The following is a 17,823-nucleotide window of genomic DNA, read 5'->3' on the forward strand; positions in this document are numbered from 1 at the left end:
AACCTTTTCGAGGGCGCAGATACCCAGCGCTCAGCGCGAGGCGATGTAGGTGAGCGCCGACTCCGTGTCCTTGCGGACCTGGGCTTCGTGTTCTGCCGTCAGCGGGCCGCGCGGCGGGCGGGTCGGCCCGCCGTAGCTCTGCCCGGCCATGTCGATCGAGAGCTTGATCGCCTGCACGAACTCGGTGCGGGAGTCCCAGCGGAACGCAGGCACGAGGTGCCTGTACAGCTCGCGCGCCTCCGCGATCTTGCCCTCGGTGACCAGGGTGTAGATCTCGACCGCCTCGCGCGGGAACGCGTTCGGGTATCCGGCGAACCAGCCGGTGGCGCCCGCCACCAGGGACTCGAAGAGCAGGTCGTCGGCGCCCGCGATCACGTCGAGGTCGGGGGCCAGCTCCTTGATCTCCAGCACGCGCCGCACGTCGCCCGAGAACTCCTTGACGGCGACCACGTTCTCCAGCTGGGCGAGCTCCGCGAGGAGGTCGGGCGTCAGGTCCACCTTCGTGTCGAACGGGTTGTTGTAGATCATGATCGGGATGCCCACCTCGTTGACGCGGGTGTAGTGCTCGATCACCTCGGACCGGTTCGCGCGGTAGATGGTGGGCGGCAGCAGCAGGACGGCGTCCGCGCCGTCCTCCTTGGCGAGCTCTGCCCAGTGCTTGGCCTGGTGCGAGCCGACGCCGTGCACGCCGGCGACGACGAGCCCCCGGTCGCCGACCGTCGCTACGGCGGTCTGCACGACCTTGCGGCGCTCGTCGTCGGTGAGGGACGAGTACTCGCCGAGCGAGCCGTTCGGGCCGACGCCGCGGCAGCCGTTGTCGATCAGGAACTCGCAGTGCGCGGCGAACCGCTCGTAATCGACGGCGAGCCCGGCGGGGGCGGAGGCGTCCGGCTTGAAGGCGAGGGTGGTAGCGACGATCACGCCGCCGAGGTCAAAACGCTGGTTCATGTCCGGTCTCCTCCGGGTTGGGATGCTGATGCTGTTGGTGAGGCAGGTGGTGACGCTGTCGGTCGGGAGGTCGAGGGCAGGGCCGCGAGGTCACCGAGCCGGACGGGGACGACGAACGGACGGCGGTCCACGGTCGACGCCGTGACGTCAGTGGCCTCCGGGCCGGCCAGGAGCTCCTGGAGCGTCCGGCCGCACATCCGCGCCTGGCACGGGCCGAGCCCGGCACGACTGGTGAGCTTCACGGAGCGCGGCTCGCGCGATCCGGTCAGCTCGACCACCTCGCGCACGCGTCCGTAGGTGGTCTCCTCGCAGCGGCAGACGACGGTGTCGTCGCGCAGCCAGCCGGTCCACCCGCCGCGGATGCCGTGTGCCGCCTCGATACGCGCCGCGAAGCCGCGCGCCCGGGTGCGTGCCCGGCCGGCCGCGCGGGCCGCTCCGGTGCCGGTGTCGCCGCCCGCCGCGGCCGTCCCGGCCACCGTGCCCTCGGCCAGGGCCGCGTCGGCGCCGCCGATGCCCGTGACCTCACCGGCGGCCCACACCCCGGGGACGGAGGTGGCCTGGGCGGTGTCGACCACCACGAACCGGCTCGGCGTGAGGTCGCACCCGGCGGCGATCGCCAGCTCCAGGCGCGGCGTGAAGCCGTGGCTGACGCAGACCGCGTCGGCCACTACACGCCGCTCGGTCCCGGCGACGGGTGACCAGCGCTCGTCGAGCCGCGCCACGGTCACCTCCTCGACCCGTCCGGCGCCGTGCGCGCCCACCACTGCCTCGCCGGGCCGCCACGGCACGCGGTGACGCACCAGGTCCCGGACGTACCCGGCCAGTTCGCCCGCCTTGCCCGCGGCCCCGGCCAGCTCCCACGGGCGGTTCAGCCAGCCGCGGGCGAGGGACCCGAGCCAGGCCGCCTCGTGCACGCCGACGACGTCCGCGCCAGTCTGCAGCAGCGACGACGCGACGGGCAGCAGGAAGGGCCCGGCCCCGGCGACGACGACGCGCCGTCCGACCGCCACCCGCTCCCCCTTCGCCAGCGCCTGCGCCGCACCCGCTGAGTAGACGCCGGGCAGCTGCCAGCCGGGGAACGGCAGGGTGCGGTCGTGGGCACCCGTGGCGAGCACCAGGGCGTCCGGTTCGAGCACGAGGGCCTCGCGGCCCGCGCCGTCGGGCTCCCCGACCAGGACGTTGAGCCGGATGCCGGCGTCGAGCCGTTCGAGCGACCAGACCTGGGCCGCGGGCAGCACCGTCACGGCCGGGTCCGACCGCAGGGCGGCGTCGAGCTCGCCGAAGGTCGCCCACCGGTGGTGCAGCAGGCCCTCGCGGCCGGCCGGACGTTCGGCCGGCAGGTGGCGCCAGTACTGGCCGCCGAGCCCGTCGGCGGCGTCGAGCAGCGTGACCCGAGCACCAGCGGTCGCGGCGGCACGCGCGGCGGCGAGCCCGGCGGGGCCCGCGCCGACGACGACCACGTGCCTCGTCGCGGCGTTCATGGAGCCTCCCCCGGCCCGCCCTGCCGGGTCACGACGTCGCCGTCCTGCGCACGCCGCAGGCAGGCGCGCACGTCCCGCAGGCCGTTGACCTCGACGAGGCAGTCGAAGCACACGCCGATCCCGCAGAACACGCCGCGCGGTGCGCCGCCCGTCGCGGTGGTGCGCCACTCGCGCCGTCCGGCACCCAGCAGCACCCCGGCGATCGTCTGACCGGCCGTCCCGGTGACGGGCTCGCCGTCCACGACGACGGTCAGCGGCCGGTCGGCGCCCGGCCGGGCGGGATCGCGCTCGGCGGGTACGCGGTACGAGGTCATGATCGGGTCTCCAGGAGCGTGCGCCGGTCGGCGGCGTACGGGCCCGGGTCCACGGGCGGATCGAGCCCGAGCAGCTGCGCGGCGAGCAGGTCGCCGGTCGCGGGGGCAAGCCCGACCCCGGCACCCTCGTGACCCGTCGCGAACCACAGCCCGGCGCGGACAGGGTCCGGGCCGATCACCGGCAGGTGGTCGGGCATGTACGGGCGGAACCCCAGGTAGGACCGCATAACCTGGGTGCGCGCGAGGAACGGGAACACCGCTACCGCCCGCCGCGCCATCTCCGCGGGCACCTCGGCCCGGAAGCGTTCGTCGAACCCGACCTGCTCGCGGCTCGACCCGATCAGCACCGTCCCGCCGCGGGTGGACTCGATGACGGCGGAGGTCTGCAGCTCGGCGCCCGCCGACTGCGTCGCGGCGAAGTAGTCGCCGTCGTAGACCTTGTGCCGGATCCGCTGGGACATGGGGGTGGTCACGAGCACCATCCCGCGGCGGGGTCGCACGGGGATCCAGGAGCCGAGCCGTTCGGCGACCTCCGCCGACCAGGGACCGGCCGCCACGACGACGGCGTCCGCAGCTACCTCCCCGTGCGACGTGACGACGCCGGCGAGGCCGCCGTCGGCCCCGAGCAGCGGGCCGGTCACCTCGACGCCGGTGCGGACCTCCGCGCCGGCGCGACGCGCGGACGCGAGCAGCGCCTCTGCGGCCGCGACGGGCTGCACCTGGGCGTCCTGCGGGTAGTGGACGGCGCCCACGACGCCGGGCGCCAGGTCGGGTTCGAGCTCGCGCACCTCCCCGGCGGTCACCTCGACCGCCTCGACGCCCGACGCCCGCTGCGTCTCCGCGAACCGGCGCAGCCCGGCCAGGCCGTCGTCGGACGTGACGACGACCAGGCCGCCCTTGGCCTCGTGCTCGACGGAGGGGAACCGGGGCCCGAGCTCGTCCGCCAGCTCGTCAGCGAGCGCTACCCACCGGCGCAGCGACACCTTGGCGAGCTCCAGCTCGGGCCCGGAGCCCTTGTCGGAGACCAGCAGGTTGCCCTCGCCGTGAGCGCTGGTCGCGGCTGCGGCCGCTCCGCGGTCGAGCACGGTCACCCGCGCGCCCGCCCGGGCGAGGGCTCGCGCACAGGCCGCGCCGACTATCCCGGCGCCGACGATCACCACGTCCGCTGCCACATCCACCCCCTCGATCAGTTCCTTTTCGGCGGTCCAGAGCTCGACCAACGACGGCGTCAGTCCTCCGGCTTGCCCGCCCACGTGCCGAGCGAGTGCCCGATGTGCCGCTCCATGAGCGCCTTGGCGCCCGGGCCGTCACCGGCGGCGAGCAGGTCGAGCAGCTCGTGGTGCTCCTGGGCCGAGCTGGCGAGCGTGCCGCTCGCGACCATCGTCGACAGCCCGAGCAGGCGCGCCCGGTCGCGCAGGTCGGCGACGATCTCGCCGGCCACTGGATTACCCAGCAGGCCCATGAGCCGCAGGTGGAACGTCTGGTCCGCCTGCAGGTACGCGACCAGGTCGCCGGTGCGGGCGCCCTCGACGATCTCGTCGGCCAGCGCGCGGAACTCCGCCAGCTGCCCGACGGGGAACGACTTGGCCAGCCGTTCCATCCAGACCGGCTCGATCACCAGCCGGACGGCGGCGACGTGCCGCAGCGTCTGGTCGCTCACGCGGGTGACGCGGAACCCCTTGTTGCGCACCGCCTCCAGGAACCCGCGCCGCTCCAGGTCTAGGACCGCCTCGCGCACCGGCGTGGCCGACACGTCGAACCGCGCGGCGAGCGTCGGCACGGAGACCAGCTCACCGGGTTCGAGCTCGCCGGCGACGATCGCCGCCACGAGGGCGCGGTGGACCTGCTCGCGCAGGCTCGCGACGGGCGGTAGACGGCGGACCGACGGGGTAGGTGTTGTGGCGCTCATGCTGCACTCCTGGGTGGTCAGGCAACGCTAGTAGTATATTACACGGGATGCGGACCCCGTCGTCAATGGCGCCTGAGGGTACCTGAGGCGGTGCGGGCCGGGCGGGATCCAGCGGCCGAGAGTGGCCAGGAGAAGCCGAAACGCGTCGTTTACATTCACCCCATCGACACCGCCACCGTCGATCAGTAGAATATCACGCATCACATATCGCAGATCGGCGAGCCAAGGGCGGGGATGATGCGGAACGACGCCAGGACAGGGGCGCAGCAGCGCGCGGCCCGGGTAGCGCTCACCGACGGCCTGCTGGGCCGGTGGCAGCAGCGCAACACCACTGCGACGCTCCCCCACGCCGTCGAGCAGGTACGGGCCTCCGGCGTCCTCGACAACTTCCACCGCATCGCCGAGCAGACCGGCGAGCCGTTCCGCGGCGGCTACCCCTTCATGGACACCGACGTCTACAAGACGCTGGAGGCGGCCGCGTACGAGCTGGCCCGCGACGCGACGCCCGAAGACGCGGCCGTCCGCGCCTTCTACGAGGAGGCCGTCTCCCTCATCGAGCGCGCCCAGGCCGACGACGGATACCTGTCGACGTTCCACCAGGGCCCCGACACGACGGTCGCGCCGTGGACGGACCTGGCCGGCGGGCACGAGCTGTACAACCTCGGCCACCTGATCCAGGGGGCACTCGCCGCCACGCGCGAGCTGGGCGACGACCGGCTGCTCGTGGTCGCCCGCCGGTTCGCGGACCTCGTCGTGGACCGGTTCGGCGAGCACGGCCGCGCGGAGTACTGCGGCCACCCGCAGATCGAGACGGCGCTCGTCGAGCTGTACCGCGAGACGGGCCACGAGCCCTACCTGCGCCAGGCCGAGCTGTTCGTCGAGCGACGCGGATCCGGCCTCTTCGCCACGGCGCCGTTCGGGCCCGCGTACTACGCGGACCACGCGCCGCTGCGCGACCTGGACACGGTGACCGGGCACGCCGTACGCATGGTCTACCTGGCGGCCGGCGCCACCGACGTCGCCATCGAGCGCGGCGACGCGGCCCGGATCGACCACCTGCTGCGCCTGTGGGACGACATGGTGCGCACCAAGTCCTACGTCACGGGCGGGATCGGGTCGCGGCACTCGGACGAGGCGTTCGGCGACCGGTACGAGCTGCCCTCCGAACGCGCCTACGCCGAGACCTGCGCCGCCATCGGCACCATGCGGTGGGGCTGGCAGCTGTTCCTCGCCACCGGGAGCGCCGCGGTCCTGGACCATGTGGAGCGCGTCCTCTACAACGGGTTCGCCGCGGGCGTCTCGCTGGACGGCACCCGCTTCTTCTACGACAACCCGCTGCAGCGCCGTCCCGACCATACCGACGGGCGGCAGGTCGATCCGGCGGAGCCGCTGCGCCGCCGGTGGTTCGGCTGTGCCTGCTGCCCGCCGAACGCGGCACGCTGGATCAGCGCGCTCCAGGACCACGTGGCGGTCGAGACACCGGACGGCCTGACCATCGCGCTGCTCACCGCGTGCCACGTGCGTTCCGCCTCGCTCTCGGTCGACGTCGTCACCGACTACCCCTGGGACGGTCGCGTCACGGTCCGCGTGCTCGCCGCCCGCGACGAGCCGTCGACGCTGACCCTCCGCATCCCGGGCTGGGCGACGACGCCGCGGGTCACCGTCGATCGCGAGCCGGTCGACAGCGACGTGGTCGACGGCACGGCCCCCGACGGCTGGCTGCACCTGACCAACGTGTGGCGACCCGGCCAGGAGATAGTGCTCGACCTGCCGATGCGTCCGGTGCTCGTCGTCTCGCACCCCGCCGTCGACGCGACCCGCGAGGCCGTCGCCGCCGTCCGCGGACCGGTCGTGCACTGCCTGGAGCAGGCCGACTCCCCCGCGCCGGTCGACGAGCTCGTCGTGCACGCCGTCGGCGAGGCGCCGCCGCCGTCCGACGACCTGCCGCCGGACGTCCCCGTGCTCCGGCACGCCCTGACCGCGCACGTGAGCCGGCGACCCGCGCCGTCGGACGACCCGTACCCGGCCGCGAACCGGACCGAACCACCTCCCTCGTCGACGACGACGCAGGTACCGCTGGTGCCCTACCACCTCTGGGCGAACCGCGAACCCGGGGCGATGCGGGTCTGGCTCCGGCACACCTGACCGGACCGACCCGCCAGAGGGCTCGTCCCCTCAGGCCCCTACCCGTACGACCCTCGACGCTCCGGCGTCATCAACCGAGAGGCCACATCGTGAAGCTCCATCGGATAACGACAGCCGTCCTCGCTGCCGCCACGACGCTCGCCCTCGCCGCATGCGGCGGCGCCCCGGGCGACTCCTCCGGAGGTGGTGGGTTCACCGCAGAGCCCGCGGTAGGCGGCACCGTCCACGTCCTGCAGAACGCCGACTTCTCGTACCTCGACCCGGCCCGCGGCTGGGACGGCGGCGTGAACAACTTCTACCGGCTCGTCTTCCGGCAGCTCACCACCTCCGCGCCGGGCTCGTCCGACAACCCGACGGAGATCGTCCCGGACCTGGCCGAGAGCCTCGGCAAGGCGTCTGACGACGGCCTGACCTGGACCTACACGCTCAAGGACGGGCTGAAGTTCGACAACGGGGACCCGATCACCTCGGCCGAGGTCAAGTTCGGCATCTCCCGGGCCTGGGACCCGCAGATCGGCATCGGCTCGCCGTACCTCAAGCAGGTCATCGACGCCCCGAAGGGCTACGAGGGCCCGTACGAGAGCGGCGACATGCCGACCATCGAGACGCCCGACGACAAGACGATCGTCTTCCACCTCATCAAGCCGTTCCCCGAGTTCGACGCCGTGCTCTCCCAGGTGAACGCGACGCCGTTCCCCGTGGACAGCGGCGCGGGCGACGAGTTCATCCACCAGATCATCGCCTCGGGTCCGTACAAGCTGGCCGAGTACGTGCCGGGCAGCACGATCAAGCTGACCCGCAACGAGAACTGGGACCCGGCGACGGACGAGGTACGCGCCGCCAAGCCGGACGGCTGGGAGTTCACCATCGGCCTGGACCCGGCCACCATCGACGAGCGGCTCATCGCCGGGCAGGGCGCCGACGTCAACGCGATAGCGGGCAACATCCAGCCGGCCACGCTCCCGCGCCTGCAGACGCCGCAGCTCAAGGAGCGTGTCCTGGAGTTCCCGGGCATCTGCACCACCTACATGGGCCTGAACACCACGAAGAAGCCGCTCGACGACGTCCGCGTCCGGCAGGCGATCAGCTACGCGATCGACCGCACCACCATCGTGAACGCGAGCGGCGGCACGCAGCTCGGTGACCCGGCCACGACGATCCTGCCGCCGTCGGTCGCAGGCCACAAGGACTTCGACCTGTACCCCTCGGAGGACGGCACCGGCGACGTCGAGGCCGCGAAGAAGCTGCTCTCCGATGCGGGCCTGTCCGACGGGTTCACCATGACCCTCGACATCCGCGCCCAAGAGTCCATGCAGGCGCAGGCCGAGGCGGTCCAGCAGGCGCTCGAGCGCGTGGGGATCACCGTCGAGCTCAACCTGATCGACACCTCCACCTACTACGAGACCATCGGCACCCCGTCCCAGCAGCACGACGCCGCCATCACCGGCTGGTGCCCGGACTGGGCCTCGTCGGCCGCGACGTTCATCCCGCCGCTGTTCGACGGCCGCAACATCTACGAGAAGGGCAACGGCAACCTCGCCCAGATCAACGACCCGGAGATCAACAAGAGGATCGACGAGATCGGGGCGATGACGGACATCGAGGCCGCGAACGAGCAGTGGGGCGACCTCGACGAGCAGATCCTCGAGCTGGCCCCGGTCGTCCCGCTCATGGTCGCCAAGGGCGTCATGCTGCCGGGCGAGAACGTCACCGGCCTGTTCTCCTCGGCGAACGCCGCGACCGGCGGCATCGACTACGTCGGCGTCGGTCTCAAGGACCCCGAGAAGGGCTGACCCGATGATGCCGTCCCAGACGGACCTCACGGCCGGCACCGTCGCGCAGAGCGGCGGTGCCGGCGGGACCTGGCAGGCCCTGCGCCACGACGTCGGAGCCATGCTCGGCCTCGGCTACATCGCCCTGGTCACCCTCGTCGCGGTCTTCGCCCCTGTGCTCACCTCGATCAGCGGCTGGACGCCGTACGAGTTCGACCAGAGCGCCATCGACCCCAACCTCGGTGGCATGCCGATCGGCGCGTGGGGCGGCATGGGCGCCGAGCACTGGCTCGGCGTCGAGCCGGGCAGCGGACGCGACATCTTCGCGCGCATCGTCTACGGCGCGCGGGTGTCCATGAGCATCGCGCTGTCCGCGACGGCGCTGACCACGGTGCTCGGCGTCTCGCTCGGGCTCCTGGCGGGCTACTTCGGCGGGCGGGTGGACGTCGTCATCTCGCGGATCATGGACTTCCTCATGGCGTTCCCGGCGCTCATCTTCATGATCGCCGTGCTCTCCGCCCTGCCGGCGGGCAACCGGTCGGCGCTGCTCGTGGTCGTGATCTCGGTCTTCGGCTGGCCCTACCTGGCGCGCATCGTGCGCGGGCAGACCATGTCGCTCGCGCAGCGGGAGTTCGTCGAGGCGGCCCGGGCGGCCGGGGCCAGCGGCACGCGCATCGTGTTCCGCGAGATCCTGCCGAACCTGCGCTCGACGATCATCGTGATGGCGACGCTCGCGGTGCCCGGGTACATCGGCACCGAGGCCGGCCTGTCGTTCCTCGGCGTCGGCGTCGTGCCGCCCGCCCCGAGCTGGGGGCAGATGATCGCGGCCTCCGTGAAGTGGTACGCCGTCGACCCCGCGTACTTCGTGGTGCCTGGCGTGTGCCTGTTCCTGCTCGTGCTCTCGTTCACCGTGCTCGGCGACCGGCTGCGCGCCGTCGTCGACGCCCAGGAGGGTCGCTGATGCTCCGGTTCCTCGTCACGCGCATCGCGTCGGGCCTCGTGGTCCTGCTGCTGGTGTGCCTGTTCACCTATCTGGTCTTCTTCGCGCTCTCGCCGGACCCGGCGGTGCAGATCTGCGGCAAGAACTGCACGCCCGAGGTGATCGACCAGATCCGCGGCAACCTCGGGCTGGACCAGCCCTTCAGTACCCAGTTCTTCCTGTTCGTCGCGGGCATCTTCGCGGGCCGCACCTACGGCGACGGCGTGAGCGCCATCGACTGCGCGGCGCCGTGCCTCGGCTACTCGTTCCAGTCCAGCCAGGCGGTCTGGGACATGATCGTGCAGCGGCTGCCCGTCTCCGCGACGATCGCCATCGGCGCCGCCGTGCTGTGGCTGCTCGCCGGAGTGGTCGGCGGCCTGCTCAGCGCCGTCAAGGAGGGCACGTTCCTCGACCGGTTCACCACCGGCCTGACGCTGACCAGCATGTCGATCCCCAACTACGTGCTCGCCCTGGTGCTGCAGTACGTGCTCGTGGTCCAGCTCCAGTGGCTGCCGTTCCCCCAGGCGGTCGCCTTCGCGGACGACCCCGTGCAGTGGTTCCTCAACTTCGTGATGCCGTGGATAGTCCTCGCGATCGGGTACGCGGCCGCCTACACGCGCCTCACCCGGGCGAACGTCCTCGACGTGCTGCGCGAGAACTACGTGCGGACCGCCTACGCGAAGGGGCTGCCGCAGTCGCTCATCTGGCGGCGGCACGCCCTGCGGCCGGCCCTGACGCCGGTGGTGACCATCTTCGGCATGGACTTCGCCGGCCTGCTGGGCGGGGCGCTGATCACCGAGACGGTCTTCGGGATCAACGGCGTCGGCAAGATGGCCGCCGACTCCATCGCCCGCAACGACCAGCCGGTGATCATGGGCGTGACGCTGCTGGCCGGGTTCCTCGTCGTCGTCGGAAACATCGTGGTCGACGTCGTGTACAGCGCCATCGACCCGAGAGTGCGGGTGAACGCATGACGACCGAGACACGCTCCGAAGCGCTGCTACAGGTGCGCGACCTCACGGTCACCTTCGCCACGCCGCGCGGCCCGCTCGACGCCGTCCGCTCGCTCGACCTGGACCTGGAGCCGGGCGGCGCGCTGGGCATCGTCGGCGAGTCCGGCTCCGGGAAGTCCATGACCAGCCTCGCGATCATGGGCCTGCAGCCCAGGGCCGCGCGGCGCACCGGGAGCGTGAAGCTGCGCGGGCGCGAGCTCGTCGGCATGTCCGAGGCCGACCTGCGCCGCGTGCGCGGCGACCGCATCGCCATGGTGTTCCAGGATCCGCTGTCCTCGCTGAACCCGTACTACACGGTCGGGCTGCAGATCGAGGAGGCCTACCGGGCCCACCGACCCGGGGTGACCCGCCGGGAGGCGCGCAAGGTCGCGATCGCGGCCCTGGAACGGGTGCACATCCGGGACGCCGCGGTGCGCGTGCACCACTACCCGCACCAGTTCTCCGGCGGTATGCGCCAGCGCGTCATGATCGCGATGGCGCTGAGCACGGAGCCGGAGCTGCTGATCGCGGACGAGCCGACCACCGCGCTCGACGTCACGGTCCAGGCCCAGATCCTCGACCTGCTGCAGGAGATCCGGCGCGAGACCGGCACCGGCCTGGTGCTCATCACGCACGACCTGGCGGTGGTCAGCGAGATCACCGAGCACATCGTCGTCATGAAGGACGGCGTGTGCGTCGAGCGGGGCGCCGTCGAGCAGATCTTCACCAGCCCGCAGCACCCCTATACCCAGGCGCTGCTCGACGCCGTCCCGCGCATCGACGACGAGATCGGCGAGCTGCGTGCGGTGACGCCGGGCGCCGTCGTCGCGGATGCCGTCGCAGAAGAGAACGGAGGTGCCGCATGAGCGAGCCGCTCCTGCGAGCCACCAACCTGGTCAAGGAGTTCCCGGTGCTGGGCACCGGCGGCCTGGTACGCCCCCCGCAGCGGTTCCGTGCCATCGACGACGTCAGCTTCGAGCTCCGCGCGGGCGAGACGCTCGCCCTGGTCGGCGAGTCCGGCTCGGGCAAGTCGACGACGGCACGGCTCGCCGCGCGCCTGCTCGACGTGACGTCCGGCACCGTGGAGCTCGACGGTGAGGACGTCACGACGCTCAGACGGTCCGCGCTGAACCGCTTCCGCAGCGAGGTGCAGGTCGTCTTCCAGGACCCGTTCTCGTCGCTCAACCCGCGGCACACCGTCGAGCGGATCGTCACGGCTCCCCTGGTCTACCAGGGGCGGCAGGTCCCGGGCGGCGCCCGCGCGTTCACGCGCTCCCTCATGGAGCGGGTCGGGCTCGACCCGGACCACTCGCAGAAGTATCCGGCGCAGTTCTCCGGCGGGCAGGCGCAGCGCATCGGGATCGCCCGCGCGCTGGCGGTCGGCCCGCGCGTGGTGGTGTGCGACGAGGCGGTCTCGGCGCTCGACGTGTCGGTCCAGGCGCAGGTCATCAACCTGCTGCGGGACCTGCAGCGCGAGGAGGGGCTGACGTACCTGTTCATCGCGCACGACCTGGCGGTGGTGCGGCAGATCGCCACCCGGGTCGCGGTGATGACACAGGGGCAGATCGTCGAGGAGGGCGACCGTGACGCGGTGTTCGGCGCGCCCCGGCACGAGTACACCCGCAAGCTGCTCGACGCCGTCCCGCGGATCCGCCCCGAGTGGGAGCGGCAGCGGCGGGCGAACACCGCCCGGGCGGCCGAGACCCGGTCGGGAGCGCAGGCATGAGCGCGGTCTCCGGTACGAGCGCAGGCAGCGGATCCGGCTGGACGTCGTACCTGCTGCCCGGTGTCGGCGTCCGCGAGCGCCGTGTCTCCGTGCCGCTGGACCGGTCGGGCCGGCTGGCCGGGGAGGTGGAGCTGCTGGTCCGCGAGCTGGTGGACCCGACGCGGCGGGACGACGACCTGCCGCTGCTGGTGTATCTGCAGGGCGGCCCGGGTGGTGCGAACCCGCGTCCGCTGCGTCGGGACGGCTGGCTGGACGTGGCGCTGCGCGACTATCGCGTGGTGCTGGTGGACCAGCGCGGCACGGGTGGCAGCACGCCGCTGGACGGCGAGGTGCTGGCGGGGCTGGACGCCCGCGCGGGGGCGGACCTGCTGGCGTGCTTCCGCGCGGACTCGCTGGTCGCCGACCTGGAGGACGTGCGAACCCAGATCTACGGCGGGCGGCTGTGGACCACGCTCGCGCAGAGCTTCGGCGGCTGGATCACGCTGACCTACCTGTCGGTCGCGCCCACGGCGCTGCGTGCCTGCTACATCGCGGGCGGGGTGCCGGGCACGCCGCCCGACGCCGCCGAGGTGTATCGCCGGACATTCGGCCGGGTGGCCGGCCGCACGGGCGAGTACTACGAGCGCTACCCGGCCGACGTCGGCGCGGTGGCGGCGATAGCGGACCGGCTCGCCGAGGGCGACGTCCTGCTGCCGGACGGCGACGTGCTGACCGTGCGCCGCTTCCAGTCCATGGGCATCGACCTGGGCATGAAGCCCGGCCCGGAACGGATGCACTGGTTCGTCGAGAAGGCGTTCGCGCGGCCGGGGCGGCTGTCGGCGGGGTTCCTGCAGGAGGCGGTGGTGCGCACGTCGCAGGCGGACGGCCCGCTGTTCTGGACGCTGCAGGAGTCGATCTACGGCCACGGGAGCAACGGCCCGCTCGCCTGGGCGGCGCAGGCCGAACGGGACCGGCGTCCGGAGTTCGGCCCGGACCGCCGTCCGCTGCTGTTCACGGGCGAGATGGCGTTTCCCTGGATGTTCGAGGAGATCCGCCTGCTGCGGCCGTTCGCGCCGGCCGTGCACGAGCTGGCGGCGCGCACCGAGTGGTCGCCGCTGTACGACCTGGACCGCCTGGCCGCCAACGAGGTGCCGGTCGCCGCGGTGGTCTATCACGACGACATGTTCGTCGACTCGGGCCTGCAGCTCGACACGCTCTCGCGCGTCGGGTCGTCCCAGGCGTGGGTGACCAACGAGTACGAGCACGACGGGATCGGCGACGGGCGCGTGCTGGAGCGCCTCCGTGAGCTGGTCCGCGACCGAGGAGGAGAGATTCGATGAACCCGAACACCACCCCGCCCGTCAGCAGCACGAGTCGCCCGCCGTATGCGGGCACCCGCGCCCCCCGGCTCGTCGAGAGCGACGCGTTCAACGCCCACATGGCACGCGGGTGGGGCACGCCCGCCGTCGTCGTACCGATGACGCCCGGGGCGCCCGCCGCGGCTGCCGAGCACCGCCGCCGGCTGTCGGAGCGGATCGGCGCGGGCGACGTCGTGGTGGGCGCTGGGCGTGCGAGCCTGCGCAACGGCGACGTGCAGTACGGCTTCCGCGCGGACAGCGACTTCGTCTGGCTCACCGGCGCGCAGGCCGAGGACGGCGTGCTCGTGCTGCGGGCGAGCGGCGGGAGCCACGACGCGACGCTCTACCTGCCGCCGCCGGCCAAACCGGGCGACAGCGCGTTCTTCGGCAACGCGGCGTACGGCGAGCTCTGGGTCGGGCCGTCGCCGGACCTGGGCGACTGGGCGGAGGCGTTCGGCATCGCCGTCGAACCGCTGTCCGCGCTCGACGCGGTGCTGGACACCCTGGCCGGGGCGCTCGCGTCGCCGTCCGTCGACGAGGAGCTGGTGCGCCGGTACGGCCTGAAGCCGTCCGAGGATCTCGCCCGGGCGCTGTCGGACCTGCGGATGATCAAGGACGACTGGGAGATCGCGCAGCTGCGCGAGGCGGTCGACCACACGGTCACCGGGTTCGAGGCGGTCGTCGCGGAGCTGCCGCGCGCGATCGGCGGGCTGGGCGAGCGCTGGCTGCAGGGCACGTTCGACCGACACGCGCGCACGTTCGGGAACGGGCCCGGCTACACGACGATCGTGGGCTCGGGCCCGCACGCGCCGACCCTGCACTGGGTGCGCTGCGACGGCCCCGTGCTGCCCGACATGCCGCTGCTGCTGGACATGGGCGTCGAGGCGAACTCCCTGTACACGGCCGACGTGACGCGGACCATCCCGCCGTCGGGCAGCTTCGGTGCGCTGCAGCGGGACGTGCACGACCTGGTCGAGAAGGCGCACCGCGCGGGCATGGCGCAGATCCGGCCGGGCGTCGAGTACCTCGACTTCCACTTCGCCTCCATGGAGGTCATCGCGCAGGGCCTGCACGACTGGGGGCTGCTGGACGTGTCGGTCGACGAGGCGCTGTCCCCCGGCGGGCAGCAGCACCGGCGGTGGCTGGTCTGCGGCATCGGCCACCACCTGGGCCTGGACGTGCACGACTGCGCCCACTCCGACTACCCGACGTACCAGGCGGCGCCCCTCGAGCCGGGCGTCGTCATGACCGTCGAGCCCGGCCTGTACTTCCACGCGCACGACGAGACGGTGCCGCCCGAGCTGCGCGGGATCGGCGTCCGCCTGGAGGACGACCTGCTGGTCACCGCCGACGGCGCCGAGGTGCTGTCCGACGCCCTGCCGATCGACGCAGCGGGCATCGAGCGCTGGACCAGGGAGCGGATGCCGGATGCCTGAGCCGATCGCCGAGCCGTTCCCGCTGGACGCCGTCTCGCTGCACGACGGCATCTTCACGCGCGCCAGGGACCAGATGCTGCACCTGGCGCACACCTACCCCGTCGACCGGCTGCTCGCCGTCTTCCGCGCGAACGCCGGCCTGGACACGCGCGGGGCGCTGCCACCCGGCGGGTGGGAGGACTTCGGCCATCCCGACGAACAAGCCTGGGGACCCGACGAGTACCCGGGGCGCGAGGCGGCGCCCACGGCGAACCTGCTGCGCGGCCACTACGCGGGGCACTTCCTGTCCATGCTCGCCCTGGCCCACGCCGGGACGGGCGACGGTGCCCTGCGGGCCGAGCTGAAGGCCAAGGTCGACGAGATGGTCGAGGGCCTGCGGGAGGTCCGGGAGGCGCTCGCGGCGTCGGGCCGCTACAGCCATCCAGGGTTCCTCGCGGCGTACGGCGAGTGGCAGTTCTCCCGGCTGGAGGGCCTCGCCCCGTACGGCGAGATCTGGGCGCCGTACTACACGTGCCACAAGATCATGGCGGGCCTGCTCGACGCGTACCGGCACGCGGGGTCGCGGACGGCGCTGGAGATCGCCGCCGGGATGGGGCGCTGGGTCCATGGCCGGCTGTCCGTCCTGTCCGCGGACCAGCGCAGAGACATGTGGTCCCTGTACATCGCGGGTGAGGCCGGCGGCATGAACGAGGTGCTGTGCGACCTCGCGGTGCTCACCGGCGACACGCAGTTCGTCGAGACGGCCCGGCTCTTCGACCTGGACTCGCTGCTGGACGCGACGGCGTCGGGCCGGGACGTGCTGGACGGCATGCACGCCAACCAGCACGCCGCGACGCTGCTGGGCTACCTCGCGCTGCACGACCTGACGGGCGAGGCCCGCTACCTGGACGCCGTAATCAACATCTGGGACATGCTCGTCCCGGGGCGCACGTACGCGCACGGGGGTTCCGGCGAGAACGAGCTGTGGGGTCCGGCGGGCGCTGTCGCGGGCGACATCGGCAACCGGAACGCCGAGACCTGCGTGACCTACAACATGCTCAAGCTCGCCCGCGCCCTGTTCGGACGCACCGGCGACCCGCGGTACGCCGACTACTACGAGCGGGCGGTCACCAACCAGGTCCTGGGCTCGCGGCACGACGTCGACTCGGACGACTCGCCGGAGGTCACGTACATGTTCCCGGTCAATCCGGGGGCGCTGCGTGAGTACGACAACGTGGGCACCTGCTGCGGCGGCACCGGGCTCGAGAACCACGTCAAGTACCAGGACTCCGTCTACTTCCGGTCGGTGCGGGGCGGCGAGCGCGCGCTCTGGGTGAACCTCTATGTGGCCTCCACCCTGCGGTGGGCCGAACAGGACGTGCGCCTCGTCCAGGAGACCGCGTACCCGCTGGAGGGCGGCAGCCGTCTGCTCGTCGACGCCGCCGGCAACCTGGACCTCCGGCTGCGGGTTCCGGGCTGGGTCACGGGTGGGTTCACCGTGACTGTCGACGGTTCGCCCGTGGCCGTGGACGCCACCCCCGGGCAGTACGTCTCCCTGCGGCGGGACTGGGTGCCGGGCACGGTGGTCGAGATCAGCATGCCGCTGGCGCTGCGCGAGGTGCCTGCGCCCGACGACGCGTCCCTGGTGACGCTCGAGCTCGGGCCGACCGTGCTGCTGGCCCGCAGCACCGCCACGACCTGGCTCCCGGTCGCCGCGGCGACCTGGCGGCGCCTCGACGGGACGCTCGACGCGCCGATCGCTCCCGCCGACGACGGCACGTGGCGGCTCGGCGACCTCGTCCTGGAGCCCGCGTGGTCCGGGGCGGACGCGCGGTACCACATGTATCTGCGGCGGGCTGATGTGCGGATCGCCTTCGCCGGGACCGGGGCGGGAGCGGGCGCCGACTCGGGTGTGCCCAACGTCGCCCGGCGGGACGGCGGCACGTTCCTCGACGTCCTCTGGTCGGACGGCGGCTTCGCCTCCCGGCCCGAGTTCCTCCGGGCCGTCCTGCGCGCCGCGCACGAGTTCGTCGGGCTGGAGCTGCTCAGCGCCGCCGAGGCGCGTGACGTCCTGCGGGCTGCCGCGCGCTCCGGCGTCGGGCGGGACACGGGAGGCGGCGGGACTGCGAACGAGGCGGAGGCCCTGCCCGAGGAGATAGCGCGTACGGAGAGCGCACGTGAGGAAGCCGCTCTCCTGGCCGAGGCGCCCACAGCCGCCCTGACCGGCTCGGCACCCCGCCTCGAGGTGGTGCCGGCCGCGGCGCCGAGCGTCACCGGCTGGTACCACCAGCCGGCCGAGCTCACCGTGCACGCGCGGGCCGACGCCGGCGAGCCGACCGTCGAGCTCCGGGTCGACGACGGGCCGTGGCAGCCGGCACGAGCCGAACCGCTGCGGCTCGGCGACGGCGTCCACACCGTCGCCGTGCGCGCCGTCGACTCCGAGGGGCGGGAGCGCCACGTCGTCAGCGAGGTCAGCGTCGACACCACGGCGCCCGTGACCACCGCGACGGCCCGGCGCCTCGGCCCGCGCGGCGTCGAGATCAACCTCGCCGCCACGGACGACGTCTCCGGCGTGGACAGCATCCGGTGGAAGGGGCCGGACACGTTCTGGGCGACCTTCCGCGAGCCGTTCACGCGTGCCCTGGGCGACGAGCCGCAGGTCATCGAGTTCACCGCCACCGACCGGGCAGGCAACGAGGAGCCGATACGAACCCTTGAGCTCCCGCCGGCCGGCTGACCGATGTGTCGTGAGCGTGCGAACTTCACCCTCCGCATTCCTGGCGAGGACGGTCGTGCGCCAGGACG

General features: G+C 72.7%; 14 protein-coding genes. 9 read left to right on the top strand and 5 right to left on the bottom strand.

The window, feature by feature from the left end; all coding sequences use genetic code 11:
- Positions 1 to 30: 30 nt before the first annotated feature.
- The 5 genes from AB0I32_RS12160 to AB0I32_RS12180 are packed head-to-tail and all read right to left on the bottom strand — an operon-like array spanning position 31 to position 4,652.
- Positions 31 to 948 carry a dihydrodipicolinate synthase family protein gene (locus tag AB0I32_RS12160; protein WP_357506178.1) on the bottom strand — a complete coding sequence of 306 codons (918 nt, stop codon included), beginning with the start codon at positions 946 to 948 and terminating at the stop codon, positions 31 to 33.
- The gene (locus tag AB0I32_RS12165; protein WP_357506179.1) at positions 945 to 2,429 is read right to left on the bottom strand and encodes an NAD(P)/FAD-dependent oxidoreductase; all 1,485 of its coding nucleotides are present in this window, start codon (positions 2,427 to 2,429) and stop codon (positions 945 to 947) included. Before AB0I32_RS12165 ends, AB0I32_RS12160 begins: the two co-directional genes overlap by 4 nt.
- Positions 2,426 to 2,743, bottom strand: coding sequence for a (2Fe-2S)-binding protein (locus AB0I32_RS12170; RefSeq protein WP_357506181.1), 318 nt, complete (start codon positions 2,741 to 2,743; stop codon positions 2,426 to 2,428). The genes AB0I32_RS12165 and AB0I32_RS12170 overlap by 4 nt, the downstream gene beginning before the upstream one ends.
- Positions 2,740 to 3,915, bottom strand: coding sequence for an FAD-dependent oxidoreductase (locus AB0I32_RS12175; RefSeq protein ID WP_357506183.1), 1,176 nt, complete (start codon positions 3,913 to 3,915; stop codon positions 2,740 to 2,742). Before AB0I32_RS12175 ends, AB0I32_RS12170 begins: the two co-directional genes overlap by 4 nt.
- A gap of 56 nt (positions 3,916 to 3,971) precedes the next feature.
- Positions 3,972 to 4,652 (bottom strand): GntR family transcriptional regulator, encoded by a 681-nt coding sequence (locus AB0I32_RS12180; protein ID WP_357506185.1) that lies wholly within the window; start codon positions 4,650 to 4,652, stop codon positions 3,972 to 3,974.
- A 234-nt stretch (positions 4,653 to 4,886) separates the two neighbouring features.
- Between AB0I32_RS12180 and AB0I32_RS12185 the strand changes: the two genes are divergently transcribed.
- The 9 genes from AB0I32_RS12185 (at position 4,887) to AB0I32_RS12225 (ending at position 17,755) form a co-directional block, all read left to right on the top strand.
- A complete protein-coding gene (locus AB0I32_RS12185) occupies positions 4,887 to 6,797 on the top strand; it encodes a beta-L-arabinofuranosidase domain-containing protein (protein WP_357506187.1) in 1,911 nt (636 codons plus the stop codon).
- Between the two features lie 89 nt (positions 6,798 to 6,886).
- Positions 6,887 to 8,590: an ABC transporter substrate-binding protein gene (locus tag AB0I32_RS12190; protein ID WP_357506188.1), complete on the top strand. Its 1,704-nt coding sequence runs from the start codon at positions 6,887 to 6,889 to the stop codon at positions 8,588 to 8,590.
- Between the two features lie 4 nt (positions 8,591 to 8,594).
- A complete protein-coding gene (locus tag AB0I32_RS12195; RefSeq protein ID WP_357506190.1) occupies positions 8,595 to 9,530 on the top strand; it encodes an ABC transporter permease in 936 nt (311 codons plus the stop codon).
- Complete coding sequence (locus tag AB0I32_RS12200; protein ID WP_357506192.1) at positions 9,530 to 10,522, top strand: ABC transporter permease; 993 nt, start codon at positions 9,530 to 9,532, stop codon at positions 10,520 to 10,522. The genes AB0I32_RS12195 and AB0I32_RS12200 overlap by 1 nt, the downstream gene beginning before the upstream one ends.
- Positions 10,519 to 11,406, top strand: a complete 888-nt coding sequence (locus AB0I32_RS12205; protein WP_357506194.1) for an ABC transporter ATP-binding protein — start codon at positions 10,519 to 10,521, stop codon at positions 11,404 to 11,406. The genes AB0I32_RS12200 and AB0I32_RS12205 overlap by 4 nt, the downstream gene beginning before the upstream one ends.
- Positions 11,403 to 12,266, top strand: a complete 864-nt coding sequence (locus tag AB0I32_RS12210; protein ID WP_357506196.1) for an ATP-binding cassette domain-containing protein — start codon at positions 11,403 to 11,405, stop codon at positions 12,264 to 12,266. Before AB0I32_RS12205 ends, AB0I32_RS12210 begins: the two co-directional genes overlap by 4 nt.
- Positions 12,263 to 13,585, top strand: coding sequence for an alpha/beta fold hydrolase (locus tag AB0I32_RS12215; protein WP_357506198.1), 1,323 nt, complete (start codon positions 12,263 to 12,265; stop codon positions 13,583 to 13,585). Before AB0I32_RS12210 ends, AB0I32_RS12215 begins: the two co-directional genes overlap by 4 nt.
- A complete protein-coding gene (locus AB0I32_RS12220; protein ID WP_357506200.1) occupies positions 13,582 to 15,039 on the top strand; it encodes an aminopeptidase P family protein in 1,458 nt (485 codons plus the stop codon). Before AB0I32_RS12215 ends, AB0I32_RS12220 begins: the two co-directional genes overlap by 4 nt.
- Positions 15,032 to 17,755: a beta-L-arabinofuranosidase domain-containing protein gene (locus tag AB0I32_RS12225; RefSeq protein WP_357506202.1), complete on the top strand. Its 2,724-nt coding sequence runs from the start codon at positions 15,032 to 15,034 to the stop codon at positions 17,753 to 17,755. Before AB0I32_RS12220 ends, AB0I32_RS12225 begins: the two co-directional genes overlap by 8 nt.
- Positions 17,756 to 17,823 lie beyond the last annotated feature (68 nt).

Source organism: Promicromonospora sp. NPDC050249 (assembly GCF_040656015.1).
GTDB lineage: Bacteria > Actinomycetota > Actinomycetes > Actinomycetales > Cellulomonadaceae > Promicromonospora.

Bases quoted from the DNA above. Each gene is read 5' to 3' on its own strand.
- AB0I32_RS12160 (WP_357506178.1), bottom strand. From the start codon at position 948: ATGAACCAGCGTTTTGACCTCGGCGGCGTGATCGTCGCTACCACCCTC.
- AB0I32_RS12165 (WP_357506179.1), bottom strand. From the start codon at position 2,429: ATGAACGCCGCGACGAGGCACGTGGTCGTCGTCGGCGCGGGCCCCGCC.
- AB0I32_RS12170 (WP_357506181.1), bottom strand. From the start codon at position 2,743: ATGACCTCGTACCGCGTACCCGCCGAGCGCGATCCCGCCCGGCCGGGC.
- AB0I32_RS12180 (WP_357506185.1), bottom strand. From the start codon at position 4,652: ATGAGCGCCACAACACCTACCCCGTCGGTCCGCCGTCTACCGCCCGTC.
- AB0I32_RS12185 (WP_357506187.1), top strand. From the start codon at position 4,887: ATGATGCGGAACGACGCCAGGACAGGGGCGCAGCAGCGCGCGGCCCGG.
- AB0I32_RS12195 (WP_357506190.1), top strand. From the start codon at position 8,595: ATGATGCCGTCCCAGACGGACCTCACGGCCGGCACCGTCGCGCAGAGC.
- AB0I32_RS12200 (WP_357506192.1), top strand. From the start codon at position 9,530: ATGCTCCGGTTCCTCGTCACGCGCATCGCGTCGGGCCTCGTGGTCCTG.
- AB0I32_RS12205 (WP_357506194.1), top strand. From the start codon at position 10,519: ATGACGACCGAGACACGCTCCGAAGCGCTGCTACAGGTGCGCGACCTC.
- AB0I32_RS12210 (WP_357506196.1), top strand. From the start codon at position 11,403: ATGAGCGAGCCGCTCCTGCGAGCCACCAACCTGGTCAAGGAGTTCCCG.
- AB0I32_RS12215 (WP_357506198.1), top strand. From the start codon at position 12,263: ATGAGCGCGGTCTCCGGTACGAGCGCAGGCAGCGGATCCGGCTGGACG.
- AB0I32_RS12220 (WP_357506200.1), top strand. From the start codon at position 13,582: ATGAACCCGAACACCACCCCGCCCGTCAGCAGCACGAGTCGCCCGCCG.
- AB0I32_RS12225 (WP_357506202.1), top strand. From the start codon at position 15,032: ATGCCTGAGCCGATCGCCGAGCCGTTCCCGCTGGACGCCGTCTCGCTG.